This window comes from Pseudomonas palleroniana (assembly GCF_022836895.1).
Taxonomy (GTDB): domain Bacteria; phylum Pseudomonadota; class Gammaproteobacteria; order Pseudomonadales; family Pseudomonadaceae; genus Aquipseudomonas; species Aquipseudomonas palleroniana.
Window position 1 is genome coordinate 2,501,621 of sequence record NZ_CP092411.1, and the last position, 16,351, is coordinate 2,517,971.

The window sequence follows — 16,351 nt, forward strand, 5'->3', positions numbered from 1 at the left end:
GATGAAAACCTTGCGCATCGGTTCCGGCGCCGGCTATTCCGGTGACCGTATCGAACCTGCCGTGGAACTGGCCGAACAGGGTGACCTGGACTACCTGGTGTTCGAATGCCTGGCTGAACGCACCATTGCGCTGGCGCAGCAAGCACGCATCAGCGACCCGCAGGGCGGTTATGACCCGTTGTTGAGTGAGCGCATGCGCCGTGTGTTGCCATTTGTGGGGCGGCACGCGGGGCGTCGTCGCCTGCGGGTGATCACCAACATGGGCGCAGCCAACCCGGTCGCGGCGGCGATTGAAGTGCGGCGAATTGCCGATGAGTTGGGGTTGAACCTCAGGGTAGTGGCTGCAATCGGCGACGATGTCTTGGCGACCCTGCGGCCCGAACAACGGCTGGATAACGGCCAGACCCTGGGCTCCTTGGGCAAGCGGCTGATTTCGGCAAATGCCTACTTGGGGGTCGACGCTATTTTGCAGGCGCTGCACGCGGATGCCGACGTGGTGATTACCGGGCGGGTGGCTGACCCTTCGTTGTTTCTGGCGCCGCAGATGTTTGAGTTCGGCTGGGCGGCGGATGATTGGCAGCGCCTGGGGCGCGGCACGTTGGTGGGGCATTTGCTGGAGTGCGCGGGGCAGGTCAGTGGTGGGTATTTTGCCGATCCCGGTGTGAAGGATGTGGCAGACCTCGCCCGTCTGGGGTTTCCCTTGGCCGAGGTGGATGCCGAGGGGGAGGCGGTGATTACCAAAGTCTCAGGTTCCGGCGGGCGGGTCAGCCGTGCCACCTGCACCGAACAATTGATCTACGAAGTGCATGACCCGGCGGCGTACTTGACCCCGGACGTGACAGCGGACTTCTCTCGGGTGGCGTTCGTGGAGGAGGGGATTGATCGCGTTCGCGCCCAGGGTGCCGCTGGGCATGCACGGCCCGAGCAGTTGAAGGTGAGCGTCGGTTACCTGGACGGTTGGATTGGCGAGGGGCAGATGTCCTACGGCGGGCCGGGTGCGGTCGCACGGGCGCAGTTGGCCCGGGATATCGTGCTCAAGCGCCTTGATTGGACGGGCGTGAAGATGCAGGACGTGCGGGCCGAACTGATCGGCATGGATTCACTGCACGGCCCGCGCAGCAGCGTCGAACCCTGGGAAGTCCGCCTGCGCGTCGCTGCCCGTTGCGAAGATCGCGACGAGGCGGTGCGGGTCGGCAATGAAGTGGAAACCCTCTACACCAACGGCCCGTCAGGCGGCGGCGGTGCGAGCAAGAGCGTACGCCAGGTAGTGGCGGTGGCATCGTTGATGGTGCCGCGTAGTGTGGTCAACCCGAGGATCCAGGCATGAAGTTGCATACCTTGGCCCATTCCCGCACCGGGGATAAAGGCGATACGTCGAATATCTCGATCATTGCCTACCGCGCCGAAGACTACCCATGGCTATGTGAACAGCTGACAGCCGAACGCGTGGCCGAGTATTTTGCCGGTCTGCGCGAGCCGGGTGCAGCGCCGGTACGCCGTTATGAATTGCCGAACGTGCAGGCGCTGAACTTCGTGTTGCCCGGGATTCTGCGCGGTGGCGTCACCCGTTCGCTGGCGCTGGATGCGCATGGCAAGTGCCTGGGTTCGGCGTTATTGGATCTGGATTTGGCGACACGCTGACTGTGGGAGGGGGCAAGTAAGCGATAGAGCGGGCGATGGATAAACTGTGGGAGGGGGCTTGCTCCCGATAGCGGTGTGTCAGGTTCAGAAACCGTGACTGACACACCGCCATCGGGAGCAAGCCCCCTCCCACAGTGACAGCGTTAAGCTTTAACTGACTGGTGTTAGGGCAAGCCCTCTCCCACTATTTGATCGGTATCGGTCAGTCAGATCGCGGCGAAACGCTTGTCCAGGTAATCGATGATCACCTTGGAGTCATACATCCAGGTGGTCTCGCCGTTTTCTTCAATGCGCAGGCACGGCACTTTGATCTTGCCCCCTTGTTCCAGCAGGGTCTGGCGGTCGTGCTCGTTATTCTTCGCGTCCTTCAACGCCACCGGCACATTCAGGCGGTGCAGGGTGCGACGGGTCTTCACGCAGAACGGGCAGGCATGGAACTGATACAGGGTCAGGTCCTTGGCGGCGGCGTTGACCGTGGCCTGTTGTTCGGCGGAACGCTGCTTTTTGCGCGGACGGGTAAGCAAGTCGCCCGCGATGATGACGTGGCCGAGGCCCACTCGAAGTGCTTTGACGAACATGGCTGAAACCTCTTGCCCGATACAGAAGGGGCCGCAGCTTACCTGAATTTCGCGGGCGAAAAAAAACCGGCGATGAATGCCGGTTTTTTCTTACCCAACCTGTTATTTGATCAGGCTGAGGAATTCGCTGCGGGTGGCCGCGTTTTCGCGGAATTCACCGAGCATCACCGAAGTGATCATCGATGAATTCTGTTTCTCCACACCGCGCATCATCATGCACATGTGCTTGGCCTCGATCACCACCGCCACGCCCAGGGCGCCTGTGACTTGCAACACGGCATCGGCGATCTGGCGGCTGAGGTTTTCCTGGATCTGCAGGCGACGCGCATACATGTCGACAATCCGCGCGACCTTCGACAGGCCCAGCACTTTGCCGCTCGGGATGTAGGCAACATGGGCCTTGCCGATAAACGGCAACAGGTGGTGTTCGCACAGCGAGTACAACTCGATGTCCTTGACCAGCACCATTTCGCTGTTGTCAGAGCTGAACAAGGCACCGTTGGTGACTTCTTCCAGGGTCTGCTCATAGCCGCGGCAAAGGTACTGCATCGCCTTGGCGGCACGCTTTGGCGTGTCGAGCAGGCCCTCGCGGGAAACGTCCTCGCCGAGCTGGCCGAGGATCGCGGTGTAATTCTGTTCCAATGTCACAGAGCTTTATTCCGTATGGGTTCTAGAAGGGTACGGTTTCTGCCTGTACCAAAAATGTTTACCAATCAAGCGTTGGTTCATACCTGCCATTGGGCACATGGTAGCGTAAGTGTGGCGGCAGTTGTATTGCCCTTCAATGCGACGAGCGCCGCGTGCAGGGTTTGTCGGTCAGAAAACCCCTTCTGCATGCGTCCGGATGCCCGTTTTTCGGTGCGGTAGCGTGACGCACCTGCTGCTCGTGACCAGCCAGTTTGCAGTTGAAAAAAAGCCCGCAATCGCGGGCTTTTCAGATGACTCAGGGCCTATTTGAAAAGGCCGCCGATGGCATTGATCGCATCGGCGGCCTTATTCACGTTTTGCTGTCGCTGTGGGTCGGTGTTCACTTGGGCTTGGGCGTTATAGCCGGTATTGCTGCAGGTTTTGTTTGTCTGCGTCAGCGCGGCTTGAAACGCGCTGGCGCGCAACGTATCGCCCTTGGCATTCGCCGCGTTGAGGTTCGCCTGCAGGTCGCGGATCTGTTGCTGGCAGGAGGCGATACTGGCGTTGTTGGTGTTGTTGTTGGTGTTTGCTCCACCCAGAGCAGACGAGAGAGCGCCCGTCAGTGCGGTCAAGTCAGCGGCATGGATGGGGAGGCAGATCAGACTCAGCAGTGCTGCGGATGGAGCGAGCTTGGAAAGACGCATGGCAAACCTCAATGTTTAATCGTCCGCACAAACCTGGGCACCGAGCGGGTGCAGGACGATATCCATAAGGTGAGCGCTCGGTTGGAGCGAAATACTATTTGGTCAATTTTTGAGCTTCAACATTCGATTTTCGTAAATGTGCGGCCTTTCACGTTATCCGGCCGCTACGAAAAACGAACAACTCAGTGTTTTCGCCTTATCCGGTTACTCGTCGCGCCCTTCCATCATGGTGCGCTTGAGCATCACATACACCGCGCCGGCGCCGCCGTGGCGGGCCTGGCATGAGGTAAAACCGAGTACCTGGGGGTGCTGGCGCAACCAGGTGTTGACGTGGCTCTTGATCATCGGGCGCTTGCCGTCGAGCCGCACCGCCTTGCCGTGGGTGACGCGCACGCAACGGATTTCGAATTTCGTTGCTTCGGCCAGGAAGGCCCAGAGGGTTTCGCGAGCTTTTTCGACGTTCATGCCGTGCAGGTCAAGGCTGCCTTCGAACGGGATCTGCCCGACCTTGAGTTTACGCATCTGGCTTTCCTGCACGCCGTCGCGGGCCCACATCAACTCGTCTTCGGGGCCGACATCGATCACGAACTGGTCTGACAGACCGTCGACGGTGGTGGCATCGGCGCGCACAGTCGCGGCCTGGCGCAACTTGGCAATCTGCGCCCGGTCGGTCTTGGGTTTGCCGGTGTCGGCGCGGTCGTGCTTGATCGGCTTGACGCCGCGCAGCTCGTTTTTGAACAGGGAAAAATCGTCGTCTTGCATGTCGGCCTCCGCGAAGGGCGGGCAGTTTACCTAAATCGCGGCGGCCAGGGCGCAGGAAACGCTATCCAAGCGCCATCAGTCGTGCTTTTTCATCAGGTGTGCAGCGATGTTCAGTGACAAGGGTTGGCGCATCCGTCGACGGCTGCGACGCCACAACCACACGCCCAACCACAGTACCAACAGGCCGGCCACCAACAAAATGGCCGAACCGCCAGGGCTGGTATTCAGCTCACCCAGGGCGGGTGAGTGCCCCGACAAACCGGCACCACCAGCGCCGGCCAACAGCAGACCTACTATCGCCAACAGCGCGGCAAAGCCGGCGACCAGGCGCAGACGCCAGTTGCTCGGGCCCTTGGGGCGCAAGCGACGAGCATCAAAACCATCGGATATCTTCATTCCGACCTTTCCTCCAGGGTATCGGCCCTTCGACCGGAAGATACACAACTTGTTCCTGGGAGAGAGGTAAATGCGCCAAATGAGAGGGCATTGCGGATGAGCGGGGCGATTAACACGCCACGCCGCTCATCAGATGTCGATCAGATCAGATCTTTGGTCAACGCCAAGGTCGCAAAGTTGTCGGCCATGATGGCCATTTCGGTCTGTTGCACGTGCTCGGCACTCAGGACGCCACCTTTGTAAGGCAGGTCGCGGGTGGCGCAGGCGTCTTCCACCAGGGTGCAGCGAAAGCCCAGGTTCTTGGCGGCGCGCACGGTGGTGCTGACGCTGGAGTGGCTCATGAAACCGCAGACGATCAAGTCCAGGGAGCCGAGGTCCTGCAGGTGTTTTTCCAGGCCGGTCCCGTGGAAGGCGCTGGGCAACAGCTTGCCGATAACGGTTTCGTCACCGAGCGGTTCCAGGCCCGGAATGAATTCGCCGCGCTCGCCTTGCGGGTCAAAGAGGCCGCCGACGGTACCCAGGTGGCGCACATGCACGATCGGGCGCCCGGCGTTGCGGGCTGATGACACCAGTTGCTTGATATGACTGACGGCTGCATCCATGCCGGAGAGGGCAAGCGGACCGCTGAGGTATTCCTTTTGGGCGTCGATGATCACGAGGGTCGCATGATTCAGGTTGGCTGCTGCATAACCACGACCGCTGAGTTGAAACATCGTCTTTGGAACGGACATTCTGGGGCTCCTGTGAGGGGGGCTTTTGTGACATTGTCCACTGGCTGAGCGGTTCTGTGAATCGCTACCATCGTAAGGTACGCCGTTGTTGACGTGCAGCGATGTCAAGAGGGTGGCTTGTTGAGTCCAATGATGGCAAATGGAATGAAATCCGACGGGTGGTGAGGTGTTTTCGTACATCGAAGGGACAGGCGAAGGCTGTTAGAATCGCCAGTCGTTTTTTCCAGGAGTCTGCCCCGTGATTACATCCCGCCTGCGCACTTTGCGCGACCATATCCGTTGGGCTGTCAGCCGTTTCCATGGGGAAGATCTGTTTTTCGGCCATGGCACCGACAATGCCTGGGACGAAGCCCGGCAATTGGTGCTCGGCGCCTTGCACCTGCCCTGGGAAATTGCCGACAGCTACCTGGACTGCAACCTCGAAGAAGAGGAAATCTCCCATGTGCAGCGTTTGTTGCATCGCCGCATCCACGAGCGTCTACCCACGGCTTACCTGCTGAAAGAGGCTTGGTTCTGTGGCCTGTCGTTTATCGTCGACGAGCGCGTGTTGATCCCGCGCTCGCCGATCGGCGAACTGATCGAAAACCGCTTCGAACCCTGGTTGGCCCAGCCACCGGCGCGCATTCTCGACCTGTGTACGGGCTCCGGCTGCATTGGTATTGCTTGTGCTTATGAATTCCAGGAGGCCGAGGTGGTGCTGGCCGACTTGTCTTTTGAGGCATTGGAAGTCGCCAACCAGAACATCGAGCGCCATGGCGTCGATGAGCGAGTCTACACCGTGCAAGGGGATGGCTTTGACGGCCTGCCGGGTCAGCGGTTCGACCTGATCGTGTCCAACCCACCGTATGTGGATGCTGAAGATTTTGCCGACATGCCGGAGGAATACCAGCACGAGCCGGAGCTGGGCCTGGCTTGCGGTGATGATGGCTTGAACCTGGTGCGGCGCATGCTGGCCGAGGCGGCGGACCACTTGACCGAGAAGGGCTTGCTGATCGTCGAGGTCGGCAACAGCCAGGTGCACGTCGAGGCGTTGTACCCGGAAGTGGACTTCGCCTGGCTGGATTTTCAGCGCGGTGGCCACGGCGTATTCATGCTCACGGCAGAACAGTGCCGGGCGCATCAGGCAGTGTTTGCTGCCAGGGTCTAAGCCGGTCAGTGTGAACCCGATCAATGTGGGAGGGGGAAAGCCCCCTCCCACTGTTTATTGCATTTCATCCCGCTGTCAGCGGTGCGTGGCAATCCAGATCAGCAAGCCTGCCTGAAACACGGTAAACGCAACCAGGCAAGTGATGGTGAAGCGCAACCCGCTGTCCTCACGCTTGAACTTGGTGACCTTTTCCTCTTCCTTGCGCAACTTCACTTCATGCTCGGCCAGGTTGTGCTCGGCCTGTTGCAGCATCTGTGCGGCCTCGAGAATCTCCACGAACTGCACCTTCTCGGTGTTCCAGCTGTCGAGTACTTCGCTGACTTTGCCCGGCTGCACGTTGCCTTTGAGGTGCTGTACGTCGGCGTAGGCCACGTCAAAACCCTGGATGCGCAGGAAATGATCACGGCGCAGGCGCGTGGCTTCATTCAGGGCGTCTTTGTTGGCCAGGTCCACGCCGTCGACGCGGTAGTGTGACCACTTCTTTTTGGCCCACGCCGCGCCCTGGGCGACCAGGAAACGGCCGAGGCCGCGGTTGGCCGGTTCGATTTCCAGGCTGTTGCCCGGGCCGAAGTGCACGCGGTGGGTATCGTGATCGACCCAGATATCCAGGTGGTTCTGCTCACGGCGCACGCGTTGCGCCGGCAACTGGATGACCATGCGCAACAGGCTGCGATGTTTGTCGTGGCGCTCGGCATAACCGAATTGCACAAAGCGCAAGGGCCGTGCGCCGGTCGCGCGGTCCGTGGTCAGCGGCGCCAGGCGCAGCATCTTGAAATGTTCGGCCTGTACGTCCGCCCACGGCAGCGCCGCCGCCTCGACGGCCTCGGTTTTTTCAGCCGGGGTGTCGGCGGTAGGTTCTGGTGTAGCTTCGGTGGTTGTCATGCGGTGCGATCCTGTCCAAGCCTTGCGAGTCGGCAGTCTTTTTACTGTCGACTCTGGGCTTATCGGCCGCGTTCTTCAGGACTGGAGGCAAATAGTCGCTTAACGGGGCCCAAGTCCGTCGATAAAGCGCACGATGCGCTGGCCCAGCTCGGCCGCGAGGGGCAGTTGCGGGTCGTTGTAGGACTCCAGTTGTTCCTTCACATCCTTGGGGATGATGCGCATCACGTGGTTCATCCCCTCGATTACCGTGAGTTGCGCGTCCGGCTTGGCTTTTTTCAACAGTTGGGCATCGGCGACGCCGACCTGAATGTCGTGGGTACCCTGGATGATCAGCGCCGGCATCTTCAATCTGGCGAACGCGGCCGAAGGATCGGCGCGAAACAGGCTGATCAGGTAAGGCTGCACGCTGGGTCGGAAAATACCTTCCAGCGGGCGAGGCACATCGGCATCCACTTGACCGGCCTTGAGGTGATCGAGGATCTCATTACTGCGCAGCAGCAGGGCCGGAGGTAGATGGTCGGCCAGTTGCTGGCGAATCACCTGGTCTACCGGCCGGGCGCTGCCGGAGAGGGAAATGACGCCCGCGGGGTCAAGTTGCGGCGCGGCGAGGGCGGCCACCAGCGCGCCTTCGCTATGGCCCAGCACGATCAGCGGGCCCAGGCGGGTGTCGTGCTTGAGCAGCTTGCCCCAGGCCACGGCGTCGGCCACATAGGCGTCGAGGGTCAGGTTGCGCTCGTCCGGGGTTGCGGCGAGGCTGGCGGCCACCCCGCGCTTGTCGTAGCGCACGCTGGCAATGTTATTGCGGGCCAGCACCCAGGCCAGGCGCTTGAGGCTGTCGTTGCGTGCGCCGTCGGCGCTGTTGCCGTTGCGGTCAGTGGGGCCGGAGCCGGCGATGATCAGTACCACCGGCACCGGCTTGTCGGATTTGGGCAGCAGGAGCGAACCGAATAACTCGCCGCTGCCGGTGTCCAGGCTGATAGGCCGTTGCAGCACGACAGGGGAGGCGGCGAAGCCAAGGCTGGAAAACAGGGTGAGGGTCAAAAGCAAAACTCGTAGCATCATCGCGCCATTATCAGGAAGGTGCCGGTTGGACCAACGTCTACCGGTAAGGTTTCGAGGATGAACTAGTCCGATAGCCTGCGTATACTGGCCGCCTTAAGTTATTACGGTTGACTTGATTCAACTGATTTCACGGAGCGCCCTGCATGTCCGGCAATACCTTCGGCAAGCTGTTCACTGTCACCACCGCGGGCGAAAGCCATGGCCCGGCGTTGGTCGCCATTGTCGACGGCTGCCCGCCTGGCCTCGAGCTGTCCCTGGAGGACTTGCAGCGTGACCTGGACCGCCGCAAGCCCGGCACCAGCCGTCACACCACCCAGCGTCAAGAGCCCGACGAAGTCGAAATCCTTTCCGGCGTCTTCGAAGGCCGCACCACCGGTTGCGCCATCGGCCTGTTGATCCGCAACACCGACCAGAAGTCCAAGGACTACTCGGCGATCAAGGATCTGTTCCGCCCGGCCCACGCCGACTACACCTACCATCACAAATACGGCGAACGCGACTACCGCGGCGGTGGCCGCAGCTCGGCCCGCGAAACCGCAATGCGCGTGGCGGCCGGTGCCATCGCCAAGAAATACCTGGCCACCCAGGGCATCGTCATCCGTGGCTACATGAGCCAACTGGGCCCGATCGAAATCCCGTTCAAGACCTGGGACAGCGTTGAAGATAACGCCTTCTTCAGCCCCGACCCGGACAAGGTGCCGGAACTGGAAGCCTACATGGACCAGTTGCGCCGCGATCAGGACTCCGTCGGCGCCCGGATCACCGTGGTCGCCGAGGGTGTGAAGCCGGGCCTGGGCGAGCCGATCTTCGACCGCCTGGACGCCGAGCTGGCCCACGCCCTGATGAGCATCAACGCGGTGAAGGGCGTGGAAATCGGCGCCGGTTTCGCCTGCGTGTCCCAGCGCGGCACCGAGCATCGTGATGAACTGACGCCGCAAGGTTTCCTGAGCAACAACGCAGGCGGCATCCTCGGCGGTATTTCTTCCGGCCAGCCGATTGTTGCGCACCTGGCGCTCAAGGCCACATCGAGTATCACCACGCCTGGCCGTTCGATCGACGTGCACGGCAACCCGGTGGACGTGATCACCAAGGGCCGTCATGACCCGTGCGTGGGCATCCGCGCCACACCGATCGCCGAGGCGATGATGGCCATCGTGCTGATGGACCACCTGCTGCGCAATCGTGGGCAGAACGCCGATGTACAGGTGAGTACCCCGGTGCTGGGCCAGCTGTGACGTCCAGTGGTGTTGAGCGAGCCTCCTGTGGCGAGCGAGCTTGCTCGCCCTGGGCTGCGAAGCAGCCCTACGCATGAATCCCGCTCTCCCATACTGGCGCCTCTCCAGCTTCTACCTGTTCTATTTCGCCCTGCTTGGGGCGACGGCGCCATTCCTGGCGTTGTACTTCGATCACCTGGGTTTCCCCAGCGCACGGATCGGCGAATTGGTGGCCATCCCCATGTTGATGCGCTGCGTGGCGCCGAACCTGTGGGGCTGGCTCGGCGACTACAGTGGCCGGCGGCTGGCCATCGTGCGGTTTGGCGCGGTGTGCACCCTGGCGAGCTTTTCACTGATATTCGTCAGCAAGACCTACGCCTGGCTGGCCATGGTGATGGCGCTGCATGCGTTCTTCTGGCACGCGGTACTGCCGCAGTTTGAAGTGATCACCTTGGCCCACCTGCAAAAACAGACCTCGCGTTACAGTCAGATCCGCCTGTGGGGCTCCATCGGCTTCATCCTGACCGTGGTCATCATGGGGCGCCTGTTCGACTGGCTGAGCCTGGATATTTACCCGGTGGTGGTCGTGGTGATCATGGCCGGCATCATCGGCGCCAGCCTGTGGGTGCCCAACGCGCAGCCAGCCGCCCAGGGCAACCGCCTGGCCGGTGACGGGTTTCTCAGGCAATTGCGCAGTCCCGGGGTGCTGGCGTTTTATCTCTGCGTGGCTTTGATGCAAATGAGCCACGGGCCGTATTACACCTTCCTCACGCTGCACCTTGAACACTTGGACTACAGCCGAGGTGTGATCGGCCTGCTGTGGGCGATGGGGGTGGTCGCCGAAGTACTGATGTTCCTGGCCATGAGCCGCATCCTCGCGCGCTTTTCGGTACGCCGGGTACTGCTGGCCAGTTTCCTGTTGGCAGCGCTGCGCTGGTTGCTGCTGGGGACACTGGCTGAGTTTTTCTGGGTGCTGTTGCTGGCGCAAGTGATGCACGCCGCCACGTTCGGCAGTTTTCATGCCGCGGCGATTGCCTTTGTGCAACGCAGCTTCGGCGACCGCCAGCAAGGCCAGGGCCAGGCGCTGTACGCAGCCTTGGCCGGCACGGGCGGGGCGGTCGGCGCGCTGTATTCCGGTTATAGCTGGAATCTGTTGGGGCCGACCTTCACCTTTAGTATTGCCAGCGTCGCGGCCCTGGCCGCTGCCGTTATCATGGGCCTTCGATTGCAAGAGCCGAACCAAGGAACCGTGCAATGAGTTATGTAGCCGTCTACCCCGTCGCCACACCCGATACCCCGAACAAGGTGCTGACCCACTTTGACGATATCCGCTCGACCCTGGCTGAACACGGCGTGAGGTTCGAGCGCTGGCAACCTGGCGTCATTGAAAAGGGCGCCAGCGAAACGGCCATGATCGCGGCCTATCAGCCCCAGATCGACACCCTGGGCTATACGGGCGTAGAGGTGGTCAGCGTGACCCGTGACCACCCACAGAAGGATGAGTTGCGCGCCCAGTTCCTTGACGAGCGCCGTTACAGAGAAGATGAAGCGCGTTTCTTCATTGCGGGCCAAGGCCTGTTCAGCCTGCACATTGGCGACTACGTGTACGGTGTGCGCTGTGAAAAAAATGACCTGCTGGTGATCCCCGCCGGCCTGCCCCATTGGTTCGATATGGGGGACAACCCGCACTGTGTGACGCTGCGCTTGTTCAACACGGTTGAAGGGCAAGTGCCTGATTTTACCGGTGACACCCTTGCGCGTCTTTTTCCAGGGCTGGATGACTAACCACCAGTATTTGAATGTTCAACCCCGGTAAGTTTGAAATTGCTGTGGGAACAAGCTTAATTACTTGTAAGGTTTGGCTGTTTATTTTGTGTTCTGCGCTTTCATTCCATTCGTTATGTAACTCTCTCCGGATTCGATATTTATGTCGCCTGTCAATAGGAGGAATCCGAAGGGTGACAAGGATTCTGTAAACGAAAGGAGAGAGCAATGAGTGGCCCCGTCAAGTCAGGTCACCCGCTGGTCAGCCTGCCGACGGCGATCAGAAAGCGCATGAGTTTGTCCGGCAAACCTTTGACCCCAGCGGAACTGGAGATCCTGCGCTGGGCCTCGGAGGGCAAGACTGTCTGGGAGATCAGCCAGATCCGCGCCACTTCCGAAGCGACGGTGAAATTCCACCTGCGCAACATCTATGGCAAGTTGGACGTGACCAACCGGGTACAGGCGATGAACGAAGCCGCCCGCCAGGGCTTATGCTGACGCACAGCAAAAAGGGCCGCGACGCTGGATGGCGTCGCGGCCCTTTTTTATACGTGGGGTTTATGCCGAATGGTAAGTCGGCAGGGCAAAGCGGTTCTGGCTTTGCAGCATCGAAATCTGCGGCAGCTCACTGGCTTGTTCGGCCAGGTCACGGCGAATAGCGCTGATCACCCAGGTCAGTTGATCGGCGGTGTGCAGCTGCTGATAGGAAATCGAACGCTTGACCTGTTTGCCTTCGCTGTTGCGCAGGGTCAACAGGATACCGCCATCGGGACGCGGCTGAGTGGTGACTTCGTATTGGGAGAATACAGAGGCGAATTTGTCTTGGATCAGGCTCATGTCTATCAGCTCCGTTGGCTCAAGTGGGCAAGCATGGAGTGATAGGTGCAGTGATTGTGCCAGTATTGCGATGGTTAAAAAGTCTTTATAAATCAATAAGTTATAAAATTTATAGATTTTCGGTTTCGTGCAATTTGCATGAATGGCCATCGTGCATCCTGCATTTTGCGTTATCGAGGCCGAACATTTCGTACTGCGCTTACGGTTAATGACTGCTGGCTCGCCGCAAAATTCCGTTTTTGTGTCTTGCCTGGCCGGGATACAAAACTTTTCAAATCCTGCGTGTACACCCACAGAATCGCTGGCGTATTTTCCTGCAAGACGTTTGGGCTCCTGCCTACAGGAGCAGCGTTGTTGTGGGTCAGACCAAGAATAAGAAAAAGGACGTCCGCCATGAGCCATCAGCAAGACGACATGATCACCTGGGGCATGATGCTGCGTAAGGTGCCTGCCATTGTTCGAGCCCTGCCAAGGGTGGTGCGGGGCATGCGTGCGGCGAATGTCACTGACCCCCAACAGCCTTGCGGGCTCGGTTGGCATTTCGAACAGGCGGTGCTGCGCAATCCACACGGCGCCGCACTGTTGTACGGCGACAGTGTGCTCAGTTACAGCGAAACCAACCAGCGCGCCAACTGTATTGCGCACCACCTGCGCGCCCAGGGCGTCGCCAAGGGGGATGTGGTTGCCGTGTTTATCGAAAACCGTCCCGAATTGCTCCTGACCGTGCTGGCCGTGGCCAAGCTGGGCGGGGTTTGCGCCATGCTCAATACGTCCCAAACCCAGGCGACGCTGGTGCACAGCCTGAACCTGGTAAGCCCGGTGGCGATCGTGGTGGGCGCGGAGTTGGTGGCCGCCCACACGGCAGTGCGTGATCAGGTAGCGATCGAAGCGGCCAGGACCTGGTTTGTCGCGGATCAAGCCACGAGCGCGGTACCGGATGGCTATGTTGACCTGATGGCCGCCAGCGTCGGCTGTTCGGTGGACAACCCCGACAGCACCGGGCACATCTTCTGCAACGATCCCTGCTTCTATATCTACACCTCCGGGACCACCGGTTTGCCCAAGGCCGGGATCATGAAACACGGGCGCTGGACCAAAACCGCCGTCAGCTTCGGCAGCATTGCCCTGGACATGGGCACGGACGACGTCCTGTATTGCACCTTGCCGCTGTATCACGGCACCGGCTTGTGTGTGTGTTGGGGCTCGGCGATCGTCGGGGCGTCGGGGTTCGCCATTCGCCGCAAATTCAGCGCCAGCCAGTTCTGGGACGATGCGCGCAAATTCAACGCAACCACCCTGGGCTATGTCGGTGAGCTATGCCGTTACCTGCTCGACCAGCCGCCCAGCGCGCACGACTGCGACAATCGGGTGACCAAGATGGTTGGCAATGGCCTGCGTCCGGGGGTGTGGGCGCAGTTCAAGCAACGCTACGGGGTTGAGCATGTCTGTGAACTGTATGCCGCCAGTGACGGCAATATCGGCTTCACCAATGTCTTGAATTTCGACAACACCATCGGTTTTTGCCTGCAGCACTGGGCGTTGGTGGACTACGCCCACGACTCGGGCGAGCCGCTGCGTGGCCACGACGGCTTGATGCGCAAGGTGCAAACGGGCGGGCAGGGGTTGCTGCTGGCCAGGATCGATGAAAAGTCGCCCTTCGACGGCTACACCGATCCGGAGAAGAACCGCAAGGTGGTGCTCACCGACGTGTTCGAGAAGGGTGACCGCTATTTCAACACGGGTGACTTGTTGCGCAGTATCGGCTTCGGCCATGCGCAATTCGTCGACCGCCTCGGCGATACCTATCGCTGGAAGGGCGAAAATGTGTCGACCACCGAAGTGGAGAACGTGCTGCTGCAGCACCCGCAGATCGCCGAAGTGGTGGCCTACGGCGTCGAGATCGAAAACACCAATGGCCGTGCGGGCATGGTCGCGATCACGCCCAGCGAGTCCTTGGCGTCATTGGATATGCGTGAGTTGCTGCAATTCGCCCACGGCCAGTTGCCACACTATGCAGTACCGTTGTTCCTGCGGATCAAGGTGCAGATGGAAACCACCGGCACTTTCAAATACCAGAAGGTCAAGCTCAAGGAAGAGGCCTTCGACCCTGGCAAGTCGGGCAATGATCCTGTCTACGCGTGGCTGCCGGGTTCGGACTGCTACGTGCCGATGACCGGGCAATTGCTGGCGCAGATTCAGGGTGGCCAGTTCCGCTATTGATTCTGCCTATGAGGGCTTTTGACAAAAAAGCCATGACCGTGAGGAACTCAGCCGCCACACTGGCACCCTATACAGCACCCCTTATGGAGCCCTCGCATGTCAGACCACGCCAAACAAATGACCGAAGACGAAGCCGCCGAATTTGCCGAACAGGTCTTCGATGTGGCCCGCAAAGGCGATGCCGCCATGCTCGCGGCGTTGCTGGCGAAAGGCTTGCCGGCCAACTTTCGCAACCATAACGGCGACACGTTGCTGATGCTCGCGGCCTACCATGGTCATGCCGAGGCGGTTAAGGTGCTGCTGGAATTCAAGGCTGACCCGCAGATCGCCAATGACAAGAACCAACTGCCGATCGCCGGCGCAGCGTTCAAGGGCAACCTGCCGGTGGTCAAGGCGCTGATCGAAGGCGGCACGCCAGTGGATGCCGCGTCCTCGGACGGCCGCACGGCGTTGATGATGGCGGCGATGTTCAATCGCGTTGAAATGGTCGATTACCTGCTCGGCCAGGGCGCTGACCCCAAGGCGGTCGATGCCCAGGGCGCGACCGCGCTGGCGGCGGCGCAGACCATGGGGGCGGTGGATACGGCGGCGCAGTTGCAGAAACTGGTGTAGGCTACGCGCCCTCGAAAACCCGCCCGCCACAGGATCCGCCCATGAAAACCGCCCTCGTCGAACTCATCAGCAAAATCAGCGCCGGCGTCATGGGCGAGGACGAAGTGGCGCGCATCGCCAACGAGGCGGCCCAGGCCTACGCCGACCCTGTGGCTTTTCTGGCCGCCAACCCGGATATCAACTACGACGATACGTTTCCTATCCCGTTGGGTGAGTGGGTGGTGGTCGGCAGCTTGCCGGAGACTGCACTGTTCCAGGCCGACACCTACGGCGACCTGTTTGCGCAGATCGTTGCCTCGTTCGGTCCGGGCGTGGCGTTCAACCTCAAACCCAAGCAACTGGCCAAGACCGACGATCTCACCGCGCTGAACCGCATTCAGATCCAGATGAGTGCCCTCAGCCAGGAAGAGGGCGGTTACGTGCTGATGAATTTCAGCCAATTGCTCGATGACGAAATCCAGGCGGTGCTGGTGTACGGCAACGACCTGCCACGGGTGCTGGAACTGTGCGCGCAAGTGGGGATCAAGGCCGAGCCGTCCCTGGAAGCCCTGCGCGTTGCCGTACACGTCTGAAATAAAACGGAACCCCTGCCAGGGCTGACTATCCTACAAGTGCATGCCCTCACTTAGGAGCGACACCATGGGTTCCACTTTTAATGGCCTGATCGGCCTGATCATTCTGGCGCTGGATATCTGGGCGATCATCAACGTGTTCAAAAGCGGCGCGAGCACGGGCGCCAAAGTGTTGTGGATCTTGTTGATCCTTCTGCTGCCGGTATTGGGCCTGATCATCTGGGCAATTGCCGGGCCGCGCGGCAACGTGCGGATCTGACAAGTCACTCCATTGGAGTGGCCACAGTCCATATATGGCTACAGTGAATAATGTGGGAGGGGGCTTGCTCCCGATGGCGGTGTTTCAGTTAACACATTCGTTGACTGTTACACCGCCATCGGGAGCAAGCCCCCTTTTGCTTTCCCAGTAGTTGGGAAATTTGTGTGTCGAAATATTCGGTGCACGAAATTTTCACATCTCATCCAAGACAATTCGCCGGCTTCATTTCCCATCCAAAGGCTCTATTTCGAGTGCCATTCACGGTGGGGCAGTGGTGCGCGTTCAGTAATTAATAGCCTTGCCGCCGTTGATCGGGCACCATTCGCGCCACTGCATTACTTCG

General features: G+C 60.2%; 20 protein-coding genes. 11 read left to right on the forward strand and 9 right to left on the reverse strand.

The annotated features are described in order from the left end of the window. Nucleotide 1: 1 nt before the first annotated feature. A complete protein-coding gene (locus MJP36_RS11455; protein ID WP_244385379.1) occupies nucleotides 2–1,327 on the forward strand; it encodes an acyclic terpene utilization AtuA family protein in 1,326 nt (441 codons plus the stop codon). Further along, the gene (locus tag MJP36_RS11460; RefSeq protein ID WP_060755960.1) at nucleotides 1,324–1,641 is read left to right on the forward strand and encodes an AtuA-related protein; all 318 of its coding nucleotides are present in this window, start codon (nucleotides 1,324–1,326) and stop codon (nucleotides 1,639–1,641) included. Before MJP36_RS11455 ends, MJP36_RS11460 begins: the two co-directional genes overlap by 4 nt. Before the next feature lie 206 nt (nucleotides 1,642–1,847). On the opposite strand, the gene MJP36_RS11465 is transcribed toward MJP36_RS11460, so the two are convergent. From MJP36_RS11465 to MJP36_RS11490, 6 genes are all read right to left on the reverse strand, one after another. After that, nucleotides 1,848–2,219: a glutathione S-transferase N-terminal domain-containing protein gene (locus MJP36_RS11465; RefSeq protein WP_244385380.1), complete on the reverse strand. Its 372-nt coding sequence runs from the start codon at nucleotides 2,217–2,219 to the stop codon at nucleotides 1,848–1,850. A gap of 102 nt (nucleotides 2,220–2,321) precedes the next feature. After that, a complete protein-coding gene (gene folE / locus MJP36_RS11470) occupies nucleotides 2,322–2,867 on the reverse strand; it encodes a GTP cyclohydrolase I FolE (protein WP_003175229.1) in 546 nt (181 codons plus the stop codon). Between the two features lie 302 nt (nucleotides 2,868–3,169). After that, nucleotides 3,170–3,550, reverse strand: coding sequence for a DUF1090 family protein (locus tag MJP36_RS11475; RefSeq protein WP_060755958.1), 381 nt, complete (start codon nucleotides 3,548–3,550; stop codon nucleotides 3,170–3,172). A 204-nt stretch (nucleotides 3,551–3,754) separates the two neighbouring features. Continuing rightward, nucleotides 3,755–4,312: a Smr/MutS family protein gene (locus MJP36_RS11480; RefSeq protein WP_244385381.1), complete on the reverse strand. Its 558-nt coding sequence runs from the start codon at nucleotides 4,310–4,312 to the stop codon at nucleotides 3,755–3,757. Nucleotides 4,313–4,387: 75 nt separating this feature from the next. Further along, on the reverse strand, nucleotides 4,388–4,708 hold the full coding sequence (locus MJP36_RS11485; protein WP_244385382.1) for a hypothetical protein: 321 nt from the start codon (nucleotides 4,706–4,708) through the stop codon (nucleotides 4,388–4,390). A gap of 140 nt (nucleotides 4,709–4,848) precedes the next feature. After that, nucleotides 4,849–5,439: a cysteine hydrolase family protein gene (locus MJP36_RS11490; RefSeq protein ID WP_060755955.1), complete on the reverse strand. Its 591-nt coding sequence runs from the start codon at nucleotides 5,437–5,439 to the stop codon at nucleotides 4,849–4,851. A 238-nt stretch (nucleotides 5,440–5,677) separates the two neighbouring features. Between MJP36_RS11490 and prmB the strand changes: the two genes are divergently transcribed. After that, the gene (gene prmB, locus MJP36_RS11495) at nucleotides 5,678–6,586 is read left to right on the forward strand and encodes a 50S ribosomal protein L3 N(5)-glutamine methyltransferase (protein ID WP_060755954.1); all 909 of its coding nucleotides are present in this window, start codon (nucleotides 5,678–5,680) and stop codon (nucleotides 6,584–6,586) included. 75 nt (nucleotides 6,587–6,661) lie between these two features. Here the strand turns inward: prmB and MJP36_RS11500 are convergent, their stop codons facing one another. Together MJP36_RS11500 and MJP36_RS11505 are read right to left on the reverse strand one after the other, a co-directional pair. Continuing rightward, a complete protein-coding gene (locus tag MJP36_RS11500) occupies nucleotides 6,662–7,468 on the reverse strand; it encodes a hypothetical protein (protein WP_060755953.1) in 807 nt (268 codons plus the stop codon). A 99-nt stretch (nucleotides 7,469–7,567) separates the two neighbouring features. After that, nucleotides 7,568–8,530, reverse strand: a complete 963-nt coding sequence (locus MJP36_RS11505; RefSeq protein WP_104994385.1) for an alpha/beta hydrolase — start codon at nucleotides 8,528–8,530, stop codon at nucleotides 7,568–7,570. A 143-nt stretch (nucleotides 8,531–8,673) separates the two neighbouring features. Between MJP36_RS11505 and aroC the strand changes: the two genes are divergently transcribed. From aroC to MJP36_RS11525, 4 genes are all read left to right on the forward strand, one after another. Further along, nucleotides 8,674–9,765 carry a chorismate synthase gene (gene aroC / locus MJP36_RS11510; RefSeq protein WP_060755951.1) on the forward strand — a complete coding sequence of 364 codons (1,092 nt, stop codon included), beginning with the start codon at nucleotides 8,674–8,676 and terminating at the stop codon, nucleotides 9,763–9,765. Nucleotides 9,766–9,838: 73 nt separating this feature from the next. Further along, nucleotides 9,839–11,002 (forward strand): MFS transporter, encoded by a 1,164-nt coding sequence (locus tag MJP36_RS11515; RefSeq protein WP_244385383.1) that lies wholly within the window; start codon nucleotides 9,839–9,841, stop codon nucleotides 11,000–11,002. Continuing rightward, nucleotides 10,999–11,529 (forward strand): 1,2-dihydroxy-3-keto-5-methylthiopentene dioxygenase, encoded by a 531-nt coding sequence (locus tag MJP36_RS11520; RefSeq protein WP_244385384.1) that lies wholly within the window; start codon nucleotides 10,999–11,001, stop codon nucleotides 11,527–11,529. Before MJP36_RS11515 ends, MJP36_RS11520 begins: the two co-directional genes overlap by 4 nt. 207 nt (nucleotides 11,530–11,736) lie before the next feature. Further along, nucleotides 11,737–12,006, forward strand: a complete 270-nt coding sequence (locus MJP36_RS11525; RefSeq protein WP_060755948.1) for a response regulator transcription factor — start codon at nucleotides 11,737–11,739, stop codon at nucleotides 12,004–12,006. 60 nt (nucleotides 12,007–12,066) lie between these two features. Here MJP36_RS11525 and MJP36_RS11530 read toward each other — a convergent pair whose 3' ends face one another. Further along, nucleotides 12,067–12,345 carry a DUF3509 domain-containing protein gene (locus MJP36_RS11530; RefSeq protein ID WP_060755947.1) on the reverse strand — a complete coding sequence of 93 codons (279 nt, stop codon included), beginning with the start codon at nucleotides 12,343–12,345 and terminating at the stop codon, nucleotides 12,067–12,069. A 393-nt stretch (nucleotides 12,346–12,738) separates the two neighbouring features. Here MJP36_RS11530 and MJP36_RS11535 point away from each other — a divergent pair, with 393 nt between their 5' ends. From MJP36_RS11535 to MJP36_RS11550, 4 genes are all read left to right on the forward strand, one after another. Continuing rightward, entirely contained in the window at nucleotides 12,739–14,565 is a 1,827-nt protein-coding gene (locus tag MJP36_RS11535; protein WP_244385385.1) for a long-chain-acyl-CoA synthetase, read from the forward strand. 96 nt (nucleotides 14,566–14,661) lie between these two features. Next, nucleotides 14,662–15,177 carry an ankyrin repeat domain-containing protein gene (locus MJP36_RS11540; RefSeq protein WP_060755945.1) on the forward strand — a complete coding sequence of 172 codons (516 nt, stop codon included), beginning with the start codon at nucleotides 14,662–14,664 and terminating at the stop codon, nucleotides 15,175–15,177. Nucleotides 15,178–15,218: 41 nt separating this feature from the next. Continuing rightward, nucleotides 15,219–15,749 (forward strand): hypothetical protein, encoded by a 531-nt coding sequence (locus tag MJP36_RS11545; protein WP_060755944.1) that lies wholly within the window; start codon nucleotides 15,219–15,221, stop codon nucleotides 15,747–15,749. A 67-nt stretch (nucleotides 15,750–15,816) separates the two neighbouring features. Further along, a complete protein-coding gene (locus MJP36_RS11550; protein ID WP_003172956.1) occupies nucleotides 15,817–16,008 on the forward strand; it encodes a PLDc N-terminal domain-containing protein in 192 nt (63 codons plus the stop codon). The last annotated feature ends 343 nt before the right edge of the window (nucleotides 16,009–16,351 follow it).

Bases quoted from the DNA above. Each gene is read 5' to 3' on its own strand.
- MJP36_RS11480 (WP_244385381.1), bottom strand. From the start codon at position 4,312: ATGCAAGACGACGATTTTTCCCTGTTCAAAAACGAGCTGCGCGGCGTC.
- MJP36_RS11455 (WP_244385379.1), top strand. From the start codon at position 2: ATGAAAACCTTGCGCATCGGTTCCGGCGCCGGCTATTCCGGTGACCGT.
- MJP36_RS11545 (WP_060755944.1), top strand. From the start codon at position 15,219: ATGAAAACCGCCCTCGTCGAACTCATCAGCAAAATCAGCGCCGGCGTC.
- MJP36_RS11460 (WP_060755960.1), top strand. From the start codon at position 1,324: ATGAAGTTGCATACCTTGGCCCATTCCCGCACCGGGGATAAAGGCGAT.
- MJP36_RS11540 (WP_060755945.1), top strand. From the start codon at position 14,662: ATGTCAGACCACGCCAAACAAATGACCGAAGACGAAGCCGCCGAATTT.
- aroC (WP_060755951.1), top strand. From the start codon at position 8,674: ATGTCCGGCAATACCTTCGGCAAGCTGTTCACTGTCACCACCGCGGGC.
- MJP36_RS11490 (WP_060755955.1), bottom strand. From the start codon at position 5,439: ATGTCCGTTCCAAAGACGATGTTTCAACTCAGCGGTCGTGGTTATGCA.
- MJP36_RS11550 (WP_003172956.1), top strand. From the start codon at position 15,817: ATGGGTTCCACTTTTAATGGCCTGATCGGCCTGATCATTCTGGCGCTG.
- MJP36_RS11535 (WP_244385385.1), top strand. From the start codon at position 12,739: ATGAGCCATCAGCAAGACGACATGATCACCTGGGGCATGATGCTGCGT.
- MJP36_RS11520 (WP_244385384.1), top strand. From the start codon at position 10,999: ATGAGTTATGTAGCCGTCTACCCCGTCGCCACACCCGATACCCCGAAC.
- MJP36_RS11485 (WP_244385382.1), bottom strand. From the start codon at position 4,708: ATGAAGATATCCGATGGTTTTGATGCTCGTCGCTTGCGCCCCAAGGGC.
- MJP36_RS11500 (WP_060755953.1), bottom strand. From the start codon at position 7,468: ATGACAACCACCGAAGCTACACCAGAACCTACCGCCGACACCCCGGCT.
- MJP36_RS11475 (WP_060755958.1), bottom strand. From the start codon at position 3,550: ATGCGTCTTTCCAAGCTCGCTCCATCCGCAGCACTGCTGAGTCTGATC.
- MJP36_RS11525 (WP_060755948.1), top strand. From the start codon at position 11,737: ATGAGTGGCCCCGTCAAGTCAGGTCACCCGCTGGTCAGCCTGCCGACG.
- MJP36_RS11465 (WP_244385380.1), bottom strand. From the start codon at position 2,219: ATGTTCGTCAAAGCACTTCGAGTGGGCCTCGGCCACGTCATCATCGCG.
- MJP36_RS11505 (WP_104994385.1), bottom strand. From the start codon at position 8,530: ATGATGCTACGAGTTTTGCTTTTGACCCTCACCCTGTTTTCCAGCCTT.
- MJP36_RS11530 (WP_060755947.1), bottom strand. From the start codon at position 12,345: ATGAGCCTGATCCAAGACAAATTCGCCTCTGTATTCTCCCAATACGAA.
- MJP36_RS11515 (WP_244385383.1), top strand. From the start codon at position 9,839: ATGAATCCCGCTCTCCCATACTGGCGCCTCTCCAGCTTCTACCTGTTC.